Source organism: Pseudofrankia coriaricola, from assembly GCF_032027725.1.
GTDB lineage: Bacteria > Actinomycetota > Actinomycetes > Frankiales > Frankiaceae > Pseudofrankia.
The window spans coordinates 68,177-83,997 of sequence record NZ_JASNFO010000013.1 but is presented as its reverse complement, the minus strand read 5'-3'; the positions used below and the strand labels follow the sequence as shown (position 1 = coordinate 83,997).

Below are 15,821 nucleotides of genomic sequence, written 5' to 3'. Positions count from 1 at the left end.
AGCACGAGGAGCTATCGATGTCGCAGGCGGCAGTGGTCCACGCATCGCGCCGCGGGCGCCATGCGTGGAAAGCCCTGTCGCGCTCCGGACACTGGGCCTCGGGCGCCACGGCCAGCAGGTATCGAGCTATCCAGGCAGGTTCCTGACCCGGCCTGGCGCTGGCCGATGGCCTGGGAGACTGCCTCAGGCAGCCCGGGCCGCCGGGATGAGATCATACCTTCCGCTTAATCCGCTCCCGGTGCCGAACAACTTCTATCAGCCTCCCGGATCAGCACCTCGAGACCACAGCCAGGAGAACCGCGTGTCCCAGACTCCGCCCGAAAACACCCCCGGCGGGTGGGGCCAGCCCGGCAGCTATGGCGGCCCACCGCCCGGCGGTTTCAGTGGGCCGCCGCCCGGTGGCTATGGAGCACCGCCCGGTGGTTATGGGGCACCGCAGGAGCCAGGCTATGGGTATGGCCAGCAGCCGCCGGCGGGGTACGGCGGCCTGCCGCAGTACCAGGGAAACAACAGCGGCTACGGAGGCGGTCGGCCACCTTACGGAACGCCGATTCCGAACTACCTGTGGCAGTCGATCTTGGTGACGATTCTCTGTTTCTGGCCGACGGGCATCCCGGCGATCGTGAACGCTTCTCGGGTGCAGAGCCGCCAGACCGTGGGTGACATCCAGGGAGCGCTGGACGCCTCCAGGAAGGCGAGGACCTGGTGCATCGTGTCGCTGGTCGTCGGGCTGCTGGTGCTGGTGCTGTGGATCACCCTGATCGCGAGCGGCGCGATGGACTTCTCCTCGGAGACCTCCTTCAACGCCTGAGGGCCTGATGCCGTCGGCGTGAGACCTCGGCGTCAGACCGAGGCCCGTCCGCCGCTCGCCATCGCCGACTTCTGTGACCCACCCCTCTATGGATCCGCCGGACCGCCACAGCCCCGACCCAGCAGACTTCACTCTCCTTGAACGCCATCGCCACCGCCCCGGCTATCAGGCCGGGGTACCGGGTATCACCGAAAGGCGCGGCCGCGACCGTGACGACACCACCGCCGTACGGCACCCCAGGTCAGGACCCATACGGCCAGCAGCCGGGCCAGGATCCATACGGCCAGCAGCCGGGCTACGGATACGGAACGCCACCACCTAGCTACGGCACCCCACCACCCGGATACGGCGCGCCGCCGCCCGGGTACGGCCAGCCGGCCGGGGGCTACGGCTACCCGCCCGCGCCCGGCGGGTTCGGCCCTCCGCCGGGCGGCGCGCCGATCCCGAACTATCTGTGGCAGTCGATCGTCGTGACCCTGCTGTGCTGCCTGCCCGCCGGCATCGTCGCGATCGTCTTCTCGAGCCGGGTGCAGAGCCGCCAGGCCATGGGTGACATCCAGGGAGCTCTGGACGCATCCAAGAAGGCCAAGACCTGGTGCATCGTCTCGGCCGCCTCCGCCGTGGCTGTCTGGGTTCTCTACCTCATCTTCTGGATCGCGATCGCGGGCGCCGCCCTGAACGGCGACTAGCGGCGACTAGCGGCGACTAGCGGTACCTCGCCGATCCGACCCGAGACCGGCCGCGCTCCAGCGCCAGCACGACGTGCCGGCGCTGGAGACGCGAGGTCACTCCCAGCGGAGCAGGTCGCCGAGTGGCCGGCGGGCCAGGCCTCTCGCCGCGGCCGCGCCGGTAGCCGCGCCCAGCGCTAGCGTGCCCGCCACGAGGGCGACGAGGAACGTCGCCGAGGGCGTGAGCCCAAACCCGGGGCCGAGCCCGATGTCCCGCGCGACGGCGTCGCTCTGGATGCGGAAGACCAACAGCCCGAGCGGTAGCCCGATGACCACCGCGAGCCCCGCCAGCACCGCCGCCGCCAGCGCGCTCTGCCCGATCAGCTGGCGCGGCGTGCAGCCCAGCGCGCCGACGACGCCGATGTCCCGGGCGCTCTCCCGGTTCGATGCGAGCAGCGCGTGCAGCATGTTGGCGAGCGCGATGAGCACGAGCACCCCGGCGATCAGCGTCGTCACCGTCTCGATCACCGTGCGCCCGCCGACGTCCGGGCTGTGCGTCTTCAGCTCCACGCCCTCGCCGAGCCGGGTCGCGAGCGCTGATTGCACCGTGTCCGGTGAGGTGCCTGGTGTGACGGTCATCCGGTACTGGTCGGGCACCGCCGTCGGGTCGATCGCGCGCAGGTCCGCCAGCCGCATGGCGAACACCCGCCCGGTGTCCTCCGAGGTCCGATACCAGCCGACGACGCGGACGTCGCGGGCGACGCCGGCGATCTCGACGGTGGCCGTCTGGCCGACCCGCAGGCCCAGCTGGTCCAGCAGGCCGTAGCCGACGGCGACCTCGCCCGGCGCGGTCGGCAGCCGGCCGGTACCGACCGAGTAGGCGGGCAGCGTGTCGCCGCCGAGCGCGCGGACGCGGAACGTCTGGCCGTCGTAGCTGCCCCGACGCTCCGTCTCGGACCACCAGCCACCGATCCCCGGCGTCTGGTGGAGCGCCGCCTCGACCGTCGCCGGCGCGACGTCGCCGCGGCCGGCGAACACCTGCCAGGGATCGCCGGTGAACGACGGCCGCTCCAGCGCCTCCGTCACCGTGACCATGAACCCGCCCGCGACCACCGCGCCCATCACCGCTACCAGCATGGTCAGCCCGGTGAGCGTGGCCCGGCCTGGCCGGGCGGCGAGCCTGCCGACGCCGAGGAGGCCGAGCCGGCCGGGCACCAGCGCCGTGAGCCGCGCGAGCGGGCCGTCACGGCGTGCCGCGGCCGGCGCGTCGCGCAGCGTGTCGACAATCGACGCCCGCCCGGCCCGCACCGCGCCCACGACGGTCGCGAGCGTGAGCAGTCCCAGCAGGATCGCGCCGGTGAGCAGCAGGCCGCCCGCCGTCCAGTGCGGGCCCTGCGGGCCGGTCACGGTCGCGCCGAGATCCAGGCTCGGCGCGAGCGCCCCGGCGACGAGCCAGCCGAGCAGGGCCGCGACCACGCCGAGCGTCAGGTGCTCGGCCAGCAGCGCCGCCGTCAGCTGGGCCGGGCGCACCCCGACCGCGCCGAGCAGCGCCATCTCACGGCGGCGGGCCACCATCCGGCTGGTCATCGACCCGGCGACGATCACCGCGACCGCGACCAGCAGGAAGGCGCCGAACGCGCTCACGAGCTTGCCGAAGATCTGCCCGACGTTGAGCAGATCGCCGCGGGTGTCCGGCCAGGTGTTGGTGCCGCGGACCTGGTCGCCGAAGGACCGCACGACCGCGCTGGCGACGGCCTCGGACGAGACGCCGTCGGCCACGGCGAGCCAGTAGGTGACGCCGACCGTCTCGGCCGGCGCCCGCGGACCGCGTGAGGCTTCGCCATCGGGGGTTCCTGCCGGATCGGCGGCAGGGTCCCTGCCGGATCCGCGAAGCGGATCTGGGAGGTCGGCGATCTGGGAGGTCCGACGCGGCCCTCCGGCAGGCTGGCCGATCCGGGACAGCCCGGCGTCCGCGACGAACATCCTGGCCTCGTCACACTGCGGGAAGCCGCAGTCGGTGAGCTCGTTGGCCGTGCCGGCGAGGGTGAAGGTGACGTCACCGCCCGGTCCGCGCAGCGCGACCTTGTCGCCGGGGCGCAGGCCGAGCTCCTCGGCGGCGCTGCGTTCGAGCACTATCTCGTCGGGCCCGCGCAGCCAGCGGCCGGCGACCAGCAGCGGATGGTTGACCGTGACGTCCGGGTCGTCCAGCGCGGTGACCTGGCCGCTGTACTCTTTGCCCGCACCGTCGGATCCCCGGACGACGAGGGTGGTTTCGAGGTCGCGCAGCGGCCCGGTGACCGCCCGCACCCCGGACATGGCGGCCAGCGCGTCGCCCAGGTCATGATCGCCGGTGCCGGTGGCTGGTGCTTTTGCCCGGACCACGACGTCGGCGACGTTGGTGCGTGCGGCGAGCCGGTCGACGGCGCCGCCACCCTCACTGGAGACGGCGAGGCCGGTGGAAAGCCCGATGGCGGACAGCGCGAGCATCCCGACGGTGACCGCGAGGCCGACGCGGCCCCGGCCGCGCAGCCCGGCGAACGCGAGCATGAAGACGGTGCGCATTACCAGCTCCCCAGCCCAAGCAGGTCCGCGAGGTCGTTGCCCTGGCTGCCGCCGCCCGGCGACGACGCCGTGGCGCCCTCGTCGAGCGACGCCCCAGCCGTCGCCGAGGCGGCGTCGCCGCCACCCGTGCCCGCCGTGGCATCCGAGCTCTCCGGCTCCTCGGCCCCGGCGCGGCGACCGGCGGGCCGGCGCTCGTCGACGATCTGCCCGTCGCGCAGGAACACCACCCGGTCGGCGGCGGCGGCGACCGCGTAGTCGTGCGTGACCATGACCAGCGTCTGGCCGCGCCGGTGCTCGTCGCGCAGGAGCTCGACGATGCGGCGGGAGGCCGCGGTGTCGAGCGCTCCGGTCGGCTCGTCGGCGAGCACCAGGTCCGGCCGGCCGGCGACCGCGCGGGCGATCGCGACCCGCTGCTGCTGCCCGCCAGACAGGGTCGCGGGAAGCGCCTGCGCGAGGTCCTCGAGGCCGACCGCGCCGAGCACCTCCGAGGCCCTCGCCCTGGCCGCCCGCCGGCCCATGCCCGCGACCCGCAGACCAAGCTCGACGTTCGCGCTCACGTTCAGGTGCGGAACCAGGTTGTACGACTGGAAGACGAAGCCGACCCGGCGGCGGCGCAGCAGCGCGCGCCTCGCCGGCGACATCGTGGTGATCTCTTCGCCGCCGATGCGGACCGAGCCGGAGTCCGGCGTGTCCAGACCGCCGACCAGGTGTAGCAACGTCGACTTGCCGCAGCCGCTTGGGCCGACGACGGCGACCCACTCGCCGGCGGTGACCGTCAGCGAGATGCCGCGCAGTGCCGCCCTGGCGCGCTCGCCGCGCCCGTACGACCTGGCCAGCTCGGTGATCGCGAGAATAGGTGTGCCGGTGGGGGCGGTGGTCGTGTCCATCGTGACCATCGGTCAGGTCCTCCCAGGGGGGGCGAGGCGAGCTTCGACCACGTCGAGCCAGCGCAGCTCGGCCTGCAGGTGCAGCACCGACGCCTCGCGGAGCAGGTCGCCGATGCCGGCGACGGCGGGATCGGCCGGGTTTGCGCCCGGCGAGGTGGAACTCGGGTCGTGGCCGGCCGTGTCGTGGTTGGTCTCGGATTCCGGCGCGGCCTCGGCGAGTGCCCGCAGTGCCCGCAGGCAGCGGGTTCGGTGGGCCGCGAGGGTGCGGGCGACGCTGCCGCTGCCGGTGTTCGCCACGTCTGCGCGGGCTCCGGCGGCGTTGGCGTCGTAGATCAGGCCGGCGACAAGGCGTTGGACGACGTCGCTCTTGCCGACCGGCAGGTCGCTCGGCTCGTCCAGCCAGCCGCGTAGCGCCTTGCGGCCGATGTCGGTGAGTTCGTAGACCTTGCGGTCCGGGCCGTCGCTGCCCTTCTCGACGTGGTGCGTGACGCTGCCGTCCCGCTCCAGCCGGGTCAGGGTGACGTAGATCTGCCCGACGTTGATCGGCGGCGCCACGTCGCCGAACAGCTCGTCGTGCGCGCGCTTGAGCTCGTAGCCATGGGCCGGGCCACGGTCCAGGAGGGCGAGCATCAGGTACCTCACGGCACCACGTCGGACGGCGTCGCCGCGGGCGTCCTCGCCGCCGCGGCCGCGCCTACATAACGGTTCTGCATAACAGTTATGTACAGCCGTTAGGTAGTCTCGTCAACACCCGGTCCCGCGGGGACGGCGCCCCGCCGTCCCGACCGGGTGATCGCGCCTGATCGCCGAGGGACACGATGTGGTGGGGGGGTCCGTGTCGGCGGACTGCCCGACCGGATGGCCACGGGGAGCGACCTTGCGATAACGAGCAGGCCCGCTTTCGCCCGTCAGGTGGGGTGACCCGCGGTTATCGCTTTCAGGGGTGGTTACGGAGGGGCAGGATCAGGAGGGTGCGAACACGGCCGGCATCTGACGATGACTGGGCCGGAATTTGGCCGATCTGGCACGGACAGGTGTCAGCCGGAGATCTGCTCATGTGGCGCCCGGACACCTCGGAGGCGGATGCCCGGAAGCTGTGGATGCTGCCGCCACCGGCCGCCGTGCTCGTGATGGAGGACGACGCGGGGGACGGGCGAATCGTCGCCTCCGCGCAGATCACTCCCGCGCAGGCGGGTCTCGGCGACCACGTGGCACAGCTGATCTTCATCGCCGAGCCGGCGCGCATCGCCGAAGGGCTGGAGCGGGAGATGGCCCAGGCCGCGATCGAGCACGCCACCGAGCTCGGCTACCGGGCGATGCAGTCCACCGCGGTGGTCGCGGGCAACACCAGGATGGTCGCGATCTGGCGGGTACTCGCGTTCCGCGTCATCGGCACGCTCCCGTCGGCCTTCCGCCACCCCCAGGGCGGCGACATCGACCTCTACGTCATGCACCGCTTTCTGCCCTATAAGACCTACCGCCCCCGCCGCCTCGACTAAGCGGTGCTCATGGGCCGCCCGGCGGGCGGCCCTGCCGAGCGCTCGACCGGCGGGACGACCGGCTACTGGGACGGCCGGCCGGTCCGCCAGTCCGGGGAAGCCGGGTCCGTCTCGGTGTCTCGGTCTGTCTTGGTGTCCCGGTCGGTGCCGGTGTCCCAGTCGGGATGCTCGGCGGCCGCCCACCAGGTGGGGACATAGCCGGTGCGCATTCCGGCACGGGAGAACGGGTCGCGCGAGGCCATCCAGAGGTGGCCGCAGATCGCGAAGAAGATCCCGTAGGCGAACACGTCGTGGACGAACGTCGCGCCCGTGCGGTACCGGTCCGGAACGTCGAGGTCGGCGCCGAACCACATCAGCAGCCCGGTGCCGAGGAAGACGACGATCGAGCCGGCCACGCCAGCGGCATACAGTTTCTGGCCGGCGTTGAACTTGCCACCAAGACGCGTCTGGCCCGCGTCTGGAGCGCCGGGCGCCGGGACGACGCCGGTGGTCATTCCGCCGGCGGACGAGGCCCAGGACCGGCGACGAAGCCGGCGGGCGGGGCCGGCGAGAAGGTGCTCGCGGAGCCACGCGCTGTCGGCCGGGCCGAAACGGTTCAGCTCGGCCGCGTCGCGGCGGAAACCACCGCTGTGTCCGCTCGTGGGCCGCCGCCCGCGTGCGGTTTCGTCGTTTCCGCGCGTGCTTTGGCCGAATCGGCCGAGGAGCCGGCGTGCGCGGGTTTCCCCGACATCCTCCCGCCACCACCGGTGGGGGCTGAGGAGCCAGCCGAGCAGGGCAGGGACGGGCAGCGTCAGTCCGCTGTAGAAGTGGATGGTCACCACCAACGCTCGCCGGCCGACCAGGATCGAAAGCTGCGGCAGGTAGAGCACGGCCGCAGTCGCGATGCAGATGCCGAACACAAACGCGGTTGTGCGATGGACCCAGCGGGTGCTCAGGCCGAACCGCCGGATCTCGCCGTGGCGCGGTTCCGCGGTGGCCTCCGGACGGCCCTGGTTCCGTTCGAGGCGTCCGTCCTCCAGGCCTCCTGGGCGGATGTCCACGGCTCAGACCGGCTCGTCGTCGCGGCCGTTGGACTTACCGATCCAGGCGTCGACGTCGTAGCCGCGCACTTCCCACCAGCCCGGTGTCACCTTGTCCACCAGCTCGATCTCGCCTAGCCACTTGATCGACTTGTAGCCGTACATCGGGGCGACGTAGAGGCGGACGGGCCCGCCGTGCTCGTAGCTGACCGGTCCGTCCAGCATGCGCAGCGCCACGAGCACGTCCCGGCGGCGGGCCTGCTCGATCGTGAGGCTCTCCTCGTAGAGGCCGTCGAACGAGCGGAAGGTGACGGCCCTGGCCGACGACTGGGTGCCAACGTGGTCGAGCAGGTCGGGGAGCAGGATGCCGGACCAGTGGACGTCGCTGACCCGCCAGCCGGTCACGCACTGGAAGTCCTCGGTCATCGCGGTCTGCGGCATGGCCTCCAGCTCGGGGAGCGTGAGCGTCATCGGCCGGTTTACGAGGCCGTGCACCTTGAGCTGGTAGTCGGCGGCGGTGAGCCTCGGGACTGACGACGCCACCGAGTAGATCTCGAAACCGGTGCCCGGGATGAGCTCGGTAAGGCCGGTCGGGTCGCGCCGACGCAGCGGCGCGGTGAGCTTGTCGACGCCCTCCTCGACCTCCGCGCCGACGGCAACCCCGGCGGCGCCCAGGGCGATCAGCCCCAACACCATCCGGCGACCCACCGGCGCGCCCTGCACCACGGTTCCAGTGAACACCGTCACGGTGCCGCGGCGCACCCACCCGGTTATTCGTTCGACTTTCGTAATAGTCGGCGCCTGGCCGGCGATCAGCCGCGCGACGACGGCGGCGGGCCGGTGGCCCGGGCGGCCAGCCCGAGTCACCGGCCGATCGGCCGGCCGGCTGCGATCACGCGGTGACGTCGCGGCGCGCCAGGCTGGTGATGCCGGCCGTGGCGAGCGCGACCGCATAGAGGATGCCGAGCAGGAGCGGGCCGCGGTAACCGGCGACCGAGCTGCCGCCCGTGCTGATGTTGGCGAACACCAGGCCAGGCAGGTACTTGGTCGCGTCCGGCCAGGCGTTCTCGATGATGTGCTCCAGCGGGCCCGTCCAGGCGAAGGCGACCAGCACGGCCGCCGTGGTTGAGCGGATGAGCAGGCTCAGCGCCGTGCCCGCGATCGCGAAGCAGGTCGTCCCGATCAGCACGTTGAAGTAGTCCTTGCCGGCTCGGCGCAGCGCGTCGTCCGTCCACCACTGCCCGGTGTCCACTCCCCGGATCCGCGCCATCAGCACCGCCGTCGCCGCGCTGATCACGAACGCCCCGACGAGCGCGACCGCGAGGATGGAAAGGAGCACGCCCATCCTGCCTGCGAGCCAGGAGACCCGCCGCGGTTCCCGCATGAAGATCATTCTGATCGTGCCCTGGCTGTACTCGGTCGCGAGCATCGCCGCGCACAGCAGGAGCAGCAGCAGGCCGGTGAAGGTCGAACCGATCCGGAAACCCAGGATGAGCCCGGCCGGCGTGGCGAGCGCGGGCAGCGTGGGCAGCAGCGCGTCCGGGTTGCCGAACGCGGCGGGCGGGCCGTCCTTGGCGAGCGCGAAGGTCAGGACGGTCGACAGGACGGACAACGCGGCAAGCGCGCCCACCGCGACTACGGTCGTCGGACGGCGCAGCTTGTGCGCCTCGGACCGGTAGCTGCGGGCTACGGCGAGCAACGGGCCGCGATCCGCCGATCGGCTCCATCCGGAGGCGGGCGAGCCGCTGTCGGTCCGAGCGGCGGCGCCTCGGTCGTCGTCGACCCGGTCGTCGGATGGCCGGCCGCCCGCGGTCTGGTCCGCGCCGACCTGGCCGTCGACGGGCTGTGCGGTCAGATGCTGTGCGGTCAGATGCTGTGCGGTCATGCCGCGTCTCCCATCAGACGGCCGGCACCTTGGGCGACCAGGCCGGTGTAGCGCTCCTCCAGGGTCACCCGGCTCGGGGCGATCTCAACCAGCGTGATCCCGTGCGCGTGCGCGGCCCTGTTCAGGTCGCCGAGCAGGGCGTGCATCGCGTGCTGAGGATCGTCGTGCTCGCTCCCCGGCGTGCCCGGCGCCGGCGGCTGCGCCGATCGGCCCGGTGCCCCTCCGGATGGCAGCACCGCCGTCACCAGGTCGCCGGCGCGCTCGACCTTGAGACCAAGCCCCGCCGCGAGGTCGGCCAGCATGCCGAGGTCGTCCAGGTGCTCGGGGCGCAGCGTCACCCGCGCCGCGCCGGCGGACAGCAGCCCGTCCGGCGGGCCCTGGTAGGCCAGTTCGCCCCGGTCCACGACGATGATCCAGTCACAGATCTGCTCCACCTCGGCGAGCAGGTGCGACGAGACGATCACAGTTCTCGGCCGGGCGACAATGGCGGAGCCTCGCCCGGCCGAGAACTCGTCAGCCGATATAGTTCTCGGCCGGGCGACAATGGCGGAGCCTCGCCCGGCCGCGGACTCGTCAGCCGATACGGTTCTCGGCCGGCTGTCGCGGACCGCCAGGTCACGGATCAGCTCGCGCATCAGCCGGATGCCCATCGGGTCGAGGCCGTTCGTCGGCTCGTCGAGCACCAGCAGGTCCGGGTCGCCGAGCAGCGCGGCAGCGATCGCGAGCCGCTGCTTCATGCCGAGGGAGTAGGACCGCACCTCGTCGTCGGCCCGCTCGCCGAGTCCCACCTCGTCGAGCACCTCCTCGATCCAGGTGGGGTGGTACTGGCCGGCGAGGATCGCCAGTGCCTCGAGGTTGCGGCGCGCCGAGAGCCGCGGGTAGAGAGCCGGGCTCTCGATCAGCGCGCCGACCCGCGGCAGGTAGCCGGCCGGCTCCGTCAGTGGGCGGCCGAGCACGGTGCCCTGTCCTGTGGTCGGGCGGACCAGACCGAGCAGCATGCGCAGGGTGGTGGTCTTGCCGGCCCCGTTCGGGCCGATGAAGCCGGCCACCGCGCCAACCGGGATGCGTAGATCAAGGTCGTTGACGACGGTCCGCCGGCCGTACCGCTTCGACAGGCCGCGCACGTCGACCGCGGCGGGATCCGCGTCCTCGGCCGGCGATCTCTCTCCGGGCGACGAGGCGGGCCCCGCGGCGGCCTGAACGGGAAGCCGGGCGGGTGGCGAGGCGGGCCGGCTCTCCCCGCGTCGCTGTTGGGTCGATTGGTTCATGCCGATCAGACTGCGGCGCGCGCCGTCTCCCGTCGTCGGCCCAGCGACGGCATCCGCCGTACGCTCTCCGCCGTAGCCGCCCCACCGGGCGCGCACACTAGCGACGGCGCCTTAGGCGCAGCGCCAACTGAGCCACGTCCTCAGCCCGGCACGACATCAGCCACGGCCATACAACCTGTACCAGGCACCACCCAACGAGGACGCTCAGCGTCCGAGAGGCGGGCGGCGCGTCCAGCGCCCGCCGCCGCATCGACTGAGATCCACGGGAAGCGCTGTGGTCTCGGAAGTACCAACCTGGCCACAGCAAGCGACGGCGCCTTGAGCGCAGCGCCAACTCAGCCACGTCCTCAGCCCGGCACCACATCAGCCACGCCCATACGCCTGTACCAGGCACCACGCAGGGAGGACGCTCAGCGTCCGACAGGCAGGGCGGCGCGTCCAGCGCCCGCACGCCGCTCAGCGTCCGACAGGCAGGGCGGCGCGTCCAGCGCCCGCACGCCGCTCAGCGTCCGACAGGCAGGGCGGCGCGTCCAGCGCCCGCACGCCGCACGCCTAAACCAGGCCAGCCTGGTTGGCGAGGACGGCGAGCTGGGCGCGGTCCCGGGCGCCGAGCTTGACCATGACGCGGCTGACGTGGGTGCGGGCGGTGGCGGGGCTGATCACCAGGCGGGCGGCGATCTCGTCGTTGGACAGGCCATGGCCGACGAGCCCCATCACCTCCCTCTCCCGGTCGGTCAGCCCGTCGAGGTCGGGGGCATTGGGCGCGACCGGCCGGCGCGCGAACGCCTCGATCACCCGCCTGGTGACGGCCGGCGAGAGCAGCGACTCGCCGGCGGCGACGACCCGGATCGCCCGCAGCAGGTCCGCCGGCTCGCTGTCCTTCAGCACGAAGCCGGAGGCGCCGCCGCGCAGAGCCTCGAACACGTACTCGTCGAGCTCGAAGGTCGTCACCATGACCACCCGGGTGTGGCTCAGCGCCGGGTCGTCGGTGATCTCCCGCAGCGCCGCCAGCCCGTCGAGCACGGGCATCCGGATGTCGAGAAGCGCGACGTCCGGCCTGGCGCGCCGCACCAGCTCGACGGCGGCCCGGCCGTCCTCCGCCTCGCCGACGAGCTCGAGGTCGTCCTCGGTCTCGACGAGCACCCGCAGCCCCAGCCGGATCAGCGGCTGGTCGTCGGCCACCACGACCCTGATCAACGTTTCCCCCCACCTCCGCCACCACGGCTGGGACCTCCGACCGGTTGCGCCCGGTTGATCGGGAGCTCCGCGTGCACGCGCCAGCCACCGCCCGCGCACGGGCCGGCGGTCAGGCGCCCGCCCAGCTCCTCGGCCCGCTCGCGCAGGCCGGTGAGCCCGTGGCCCGGCGATACCACCGGTTGGGCGGCCGGCGGGTCCGGAGCGTCCGCGACGGCGATGGACACGGCGCTGGCAGAGACTGTCACCTCGATTGTGACCCGCGACGTGGCGGCGTGCCGGAGCACGTTCGTCAGCGACTCCTGCACGATCCGGTAGGCGGCGAGGTCGACGTTGGCGGGCAGCGTGTCGACTGGCCCGCTGGTCACGGCCTCGACCGGGATCCCACACAGCTGGACCTCGGCGAGCAGGCTGGGCAGCCGGCCGAGCCCCGTCAGCGGCGTCCGGTCGACCGTCCGGTCAGCGGTCCAACCGGCGGTCCGCTCGGCCGGCGCAGTAGGTGGAGGTGGAACAGGTGGAGTGGGCGGTGACAGCGGCGCCGCCGGCGCTGGTTCCAGCCGCGCTGGGTCCGGTGGCACCGGTTCCGGTGACACCGAGCGCCTCATGGACTGGCCGGCGCGGGTCAGCGCCAGGGTGGCGCGCAGCTCGTCGAGCGCATCGATCGCCGTCCGGCGGATCGCCTCCAGCGAGATCTGCGCCTGCTCGGGCCGGCGGTCCAGGACGTGCAGCGCGACGCCCGCCTGCAACGAGATGATCGACAGGCTGTGCCCGACGACGTCGTGGACCTCGCGGGCCATGCGCAGCCGTTCGTCGTCCACGCGGCGCCGGGTCGTCTCCTCCTCGGCCTTGGCCCGCCAGGCCCGGTGCTCCCCGATCAGCGCGCCGCCGACGACCGGGACCACGCCGAACAGCAGCGCGGCCCCCAGGCCGACAGAGAGATCCCAGCCGCCGCGCGCGTACCCGCGGAAGAAGCTCGCCAGCTCGCCGGCCGCGATCAGGACGGTGGCGCAGGCCGCGCCGCTGGCGGCCACTCGACGCTGACTGGTCCGGCCGACGGTCAGCCCGGTGACCGCCACCGCGAGTAAGTAGGGACCGTGCGGGTAGCCCGCTCCGAGGATGGCGCCCACGAGCAGGCTCTGCGCGCCCAGCACATACAGCGGCAGCCAGCGGCGGACCAGCATCCCGGCCGCGATCGCGGCGAGCAGCGCGTACCCTGTCGCGTCGACGGCCCGGTACGACGGGACCTGGGCCTCGCCCCACTTGGGCGCGCTCAGGAAGAACAACGCCGTGAACGCGGCCGTCACCAGGACGTCCTTCACCAGGAACCGAAGGTTCCGCTGAAGCCACGTTCCGTCCATCCCGGCGACGGTAACCCCCCACGTCGCCCCTGACATCCCGTCCGGCGCGTATCCCGCGCTACGCGTCCGGGCGTACCCGTCGGCGCTCCCATCATTGATCATCAGTTGCCGTGGCGAGGACGGTCCGGGCCGGACCGCCTTTCCGAGTTGTTGTCCCGTGCACCGGATGATCGGCTGGCGTCGCGCGAGCCTGCGCCCGGGTGGTGGACGGTCCGGGCGGCGCGCGGATAACGCTGGAGCTCGGCCCCCGTCGGCGCGCGGGTAGCGTGGATCTCCTGCCTGGGCGAAGGACGAGGGGGACGGCGCGTGATCGTCGCGATCGAGGGGATCGACGGGGCGGGGAAGAACACGCTGACCACGGCGTTGGTCGCCGCGCTGGAGGCGGCGGGGCGCCAGGTGGGCACGCTCGCATTCCCGCGCTACTCGGTCGCGCCCCTCGGCCCGGCGGCGCGGGCGATGCTGACCGGCGACCCGGCGCTCGCACCCGTCGCGGCCTCGGCCCGCGCGAGCGCCCTGCTGTTCGCGCTCGACCGGGCGAACGCGCGCCCCGAGCTCGACGCGGCGGCGGCGGGTGACGCGGTGGTGCTGGTGGACCGCTATGTCGCCTCGAACGCGGCCTATGGCGCTGCCCGGCTGCCGGCCGAGGAACGCGCCGGCTTCCGCGCCTGGGTCGCCGCGACCGAGCTCGGCGACCTGGCACTGCCTCGTCCGGACCTGCAGGTACTGCTGCGGGTGCCGGTCCAGGTCGCCCGGGCCCAGGCGCTTTCCCGCGCGGTCGCGGACACCGGGCGTGGCGTCGACAGTTTCGAGGCGGACGAGGCGCTGCAGGCCCGGGTCGCGCACGAGTACGACGAGCTGGCCCGCTCCGGCTGGGCCGCCCCGTGGCTCACCGTCGACCGCGCCGAGACCGCGGGCGCGTCGGCGTCCGGTGCGGACGCCATGGCGGCCACCGTCGACGCCGCCGTCGAGAAGGTGCTGCGCAACCTGCGTTGACGCGCGCGTACCGCTCCACCCATGGGCGGCTGTCCCATGCCCGGGGGTACGGCCGAGGTGGGTCATCCCGCTTGTCGACCCACGTGCTGGTGCGTTTGGTAGCCACGGCGGCACACTGGCGGTAGCTGGCTCGCGTGCGCGGGCCAGTGCGTCACCCATCTTTCTCCCAGGGGTGCCCGTGAGCGATGACGTCGGCATGTCGGCGGACGAGGACAAGGCGGCGCGTATCGCGGAGGATCTGCGCTCGCGTGGCATCGGGGTGGTGGCGCTGACCTGGGTCGACAACAGCGGGATCACCCGGGTCAAGGGCGTGCCGGTCGGCAGGCTGGAGCGAGCCGTCCAGGCGGGTGTCGGGGTCTCGCCGGTGTTCGACGCGTTCGGGCTGACCGACGGGATCGCGTCCGGCCGCTATGCCGGGGGCCCGGTCGGCGACCTGCGGCTGCGCCCGGACCTGGACCGGCTGGTGCCGCTGGCCGCCCAGCCGGGCTGGGCCTGGGCACCGGCGGACCGGTTCGACCAGCTCGGCCGGCCGCATCCGCAGGACGCCAGGGAGGTCCTGCGCCGCCAGGTCGACGCGCTCGCCGGCTTCCACGGCGGCATCGGCTTCCAGGCGCGGGCGGGCATCGAGATCGAATGGAATGTCTACGCCGAGGGCTGGCAGCACTTCTCGGCGCCAGGCTCGATAGCCATGGGGCCTGCCTACGGCATGGATCGGGTGATCGAGCTTTCCGACTACCTGCGCGATGTCGTCCAGGCGCTGACCGAGCAGGGGCTGGTCGTCGAGCAGATCCACCCGGAATACGCGCCGGGGCAGTTCGAGGTGTCCGTCGAGGCCGAGGACCCGCTCGGGGCGGCCGACAGCAGCGTGCTGGTCCGCCAGACCGTGCGCGCGGTCGGCGCCCGGCACAGGCTGCGCACCTCGTTCTCGCCGGCGGTCGTCCCGAATGGCGTCGGCAATGGCGGGCACGTGCACCTGAGTCTCGGGATGAAGGACAGTCCGCGTTGGAACGCGCTCGTGGACGGGACGGGTCCGGCCGGGCTGAGCCAGCTGGGCGAGCGGTTTGCCGCCGGGATACTCGGCCACCTGCCCGCGCTGCTGGCCGTCGGCGCGCCCAGCGTCGCCTCGTACCTGCGGCTCGCGCCGTCGCGCTGGTCGGGCGCGTTCGCCTGCTGGGGCGTGGAGAACCGAGAGGCCGCGCTGCGGCTGGTGACCGGCCTCGCGGTCGGCGGACGGTCGGTGCACTCACCAGACGTGGAGGCCGAGCTGGGAGTCAAGATCAGCCTCGAGCGGTGGGCTGCCGCGTCCCCGAACCTCGAGATCAAGTGCTTCGATCTGACCGCCAACCCGTACCTGCTGCTGGCGGGCCTGCTGGCCGCCGGGCGGTCAGGTGTCGCGGCCCGCGAAGCCCGCCTGCCCGAGCCGGTCGACGTCGACCCGGCCTCGCTGACCGAGGAAGAGCGAGCTCGGCGCGGCATAGCGGCGCTGCCGGCCCGGCTCGCCGATGCCGTGACCGCGTTCGAGGGTGACTCCGTCCTGCTCGACGCGTTCGGCGCCGAGCTGCACGACACGATCCTCGTCGTCCGCCGGGCGGAGATCGACCAGTTCGCGGACGCCACCCCCGACGAGATCGTCGCTCAGACGCTCTGGCGGCACTGACCGCCGGCCAAGGGCGCCGC

Annotated in this window: 14 protein-coding genes; 5 read left to right on the top strand and 9 right to left on the bottom strand. The window is 72.9% G+C overall.

Annotation, left to right across the window (positions count from 1 at the left end):
* Window positions 1-301 precede the first annotated feature (301 nt).
* Complete coding sequence (locus QOZ89_RS08705) at window positions 302-811, top strand: CD225/dispanin family protein (protein WP_083420097.1); 510 nt, start codon at window positions 302-304, stop codon at window positions 809-811.
* Between the two features lie 209 nt (window positions 812-1,020).
* Window positions 1,021-1,500: a CD225/dispanin family protein gene (locus QOZ89_RS08700; protein WP_071054408.1), complete on the top strand. Its 480-nt coding sequence runs from the start codon at window positions 1,021-1,023 to the stop codon at window positions 1,498-1,500.
* 96 nt (window positions 1,501-1,596) lie between these two features.
* Here the strand turns inward: QOZ89_RS08700 and QOZ89_RS08695 are convergent, their stop codons facing one another.
* Genes QOZ89_RS08695 through QOZ89_RS08685 form a run of 3 tightly spaced genes read right to left on the bottom strand, consistent with a single transcriptional unit; the run spans window position 1,597 to window position 5,570 of the window.
* Entirely contained in the window at window positions 1,597-4,041 is a 2,445-nt protein-coding gene (locus tag QOZ89_RS08695) for an ABC transporter permease (protein ID WP_312623490.1), read from the bottom strand.
* Window positions 4,041-4,937 carry an ABC transporter ATP-binding protein gene (locus QOZ89_RS08690; protein WP_312623489.1) on the bottom strand — a complete coding sequence of 299 codons (897 nt, stop codon included), beginning with the start codon at window positions 4,935-4,937 and terminating at the stop codon, window positions 4,041-4,043. Before QOZ89_RS08690 ends, QOZ89_RS08695 begins: the two co-directional genes overlap by 1 nt.
* Before the next feature lie 3 nt (window positions 4,938-4,940).
* Complete coding sequence (locus tag QOZ89_RS08685; protein ID WP_241842436.1) at window positions 4,941-5,570, bottom strand: PadR family transcriptional regulator; 630 nt, start codon at window positions 5,568-5,570, stop codon at window positions 4,941-4,943.
* 392 nt (window positions 5,571-5,962) lie between these two features.
* On the opposite strand from QOZ89_RS08685, the gene QOZ89_RS08680 reads away from it, so the two are divergent.
* Window positions 5,963-6,427, top strand: coding sequence for a GNAT family N-acetyltransferase (locus QOZ89_RS08680; protein ID WP_349308097.1), 465 nt, complete (start codon window positions 5,963-5,965; stop codon window positions 6,425-6,427).
* A 62-nt stretch (window positions 6,428-6,489) separates the two neighbouring features.
* Here QOZ89_RS08680 and QOZ89_RS08675 read toward each other — a convergent pair whose 3' ends face one another.
* The 6 genes from QOZ89_RS08675 to QOZ89_RS08650 all read right to left on the bottom strand — a co-directional run bounded on the left by QOZ89_RS08675 (window position 6,490) and on the right by QOZ89_RS08650 (window position 13,097).
* Window positions 6,490-7,467, bottom strand: coding sequence for a formate dehydrogenase (locus QOZ89_RS08675; RefSeq protein WP_312623488.1), 978 nt, complete (start codon window positions 7,465-7,467; stop codon window positions 6,490-6,492).
* Window positions 7,468-7,470: 3 nt separating this feature from the next.
* Window positions 7,471-8,142: a molybdopterin-dependent oxidoreductase gene (locus QOZ89_RS08670; protein ID WP_198543640.1), complete on the bottom strand. Its 672-nt coding sequence runs from the start codon at window positions 8,140-8,142 to the stop codon at window positions 7,471-7,473.
* A 196-nt stretch (window positions 8,143-8,338) separates the two neighbouring features.
* Window positions 8,339-9,331 carry a DUF2705 family protein gene (locus QOZ89_RS08665; RefSeq protein ID WP_312623487.1) on the bottom strand — a complete coding sequence of 331 codons (993 nt, stop codon included), beginning with the start codon at window positions 9,329-9,331 and terminating at the stop codon, window positions 8,339-8,341.
* Window positions 9,328-10,599: an ABC transporter ATP-binding protein gene (locus tag QOZ89_RS08660; RefSeq protein ID WP_241842438.1), complete on the bottom strand. Its 1,272-nt coding sequence runs from the start codon at window positions 10,597-10,599 to the stop codon at window positions 9,328-9,330. The genes QOZ89_RS08665 and QOZ89_RS08660 overlap by 4 nt, the downstream gene beginning before the upstream one ends.
* Before the next feature lie 552 nt (window positions 10,600-11,151).
* The gene (locus tag QOZ89_RS08655) at window positions 11,152-11,796 is read right to left on the bottom strand and encodes a response regulator (RefSeq protein ID WP_071054428.1); all 645 of its coding nucleotides are present in this window, start codon (window positions 11,794-11,796) and stop codon (window positions 11,152-11,154) included.
* Window positions 11,793-13,097, bottom strand: a complete 1,305-nt coding sequence (locus QOZ89_RS08650) for a sensor histidine kinase (protein WP_312623486.1) — start codon at window positions 13,095-13,097, stop codon at window positions 11,793-11,795. Before QOZ89_RS08650 ends, QOZ89_RS08655 begins: the two co-directional genes overlap by 4 nt.
* A 360-nt stretch (window positions 13,098-13,457) precedes the next feature.
* On the opposite strand from QOZ89_RS08650, the gene QOZ89_RS08645 reads away from it, so the two are divergent.
* Both QOZ89_RS08645 and QOZ89_RS08640 read left to right on the top strand, forming a co-directional pair.
* Entirely contained in the window at window positions 13,458-14,144 is a 687-nt protein-coding gene (locus QOZ89_RS08645; protein WP_071054432.1) for a dTMP kinase, read from the top strand.
* 196 nt (window positions 14,145-14,340) lie between these two features.
* On the top strand, window positions 14,341-15,801 hold the full coding sequence (locus tag QOZ89_RS08640) for a glutamine synthetase family protein (RefSeq protein WP_312623541.1): 1,461 nt from the start codon (window positions 14,341-14,343) through the stop codon (window positions 15,799-15,801).
* Window positions 15,802-15,821 lie beyond the last annotated feature (20 nt).

Excerpts from the sequence above, each read along its gene's own strand:
- QOZ89_RS08640 (WP_312623541.1), top strand. The coding sequence starts at position 14,341 with ATGTCGGCGGACGAGGACAAGGCGGCGCGTATCGCGGAGGATCTGCGC.
- QOZ89_RS08670 (WP_198543640.1), bottom strand. The coding sequence starts at position 8,142 with ATGGTGTTGGGGCTGATCGCCCTGGGCGCCGCCGGGGTTGCCGTCGGC.
- QOZ89_RS08695 (WP_312623490.1), bottom strand. The coding sequence starts at position 4,041 with ATGCGCACCGTCTTCATGCTCGCGTTCGCCGGGCTGCGCGGCCGGGGC.
- QOZ89_RS08690 (WP_312623489.1), bottom strand. The coding sequence starts at position 4,937 with ATGGTCACGATGGACACGACCACCGCCCCCACCGGCACACCTATTCTC.
- QOZ89_RS08660 (WP_241842438.1), bottom strand. The coding sequence starts at position 10,599 with ATGAACCAATCGACCCAACAGCGACGCGGGGAGAGCCGGCCCGCCTCG.
- QOZ89_RS08665 (WP_312623487.1), bottom strand. The coding sequence starts at position 9,331 with ATGACCGCACAGCATCTGACCGCACAGCATCTGACCGCACAGCCCGTC.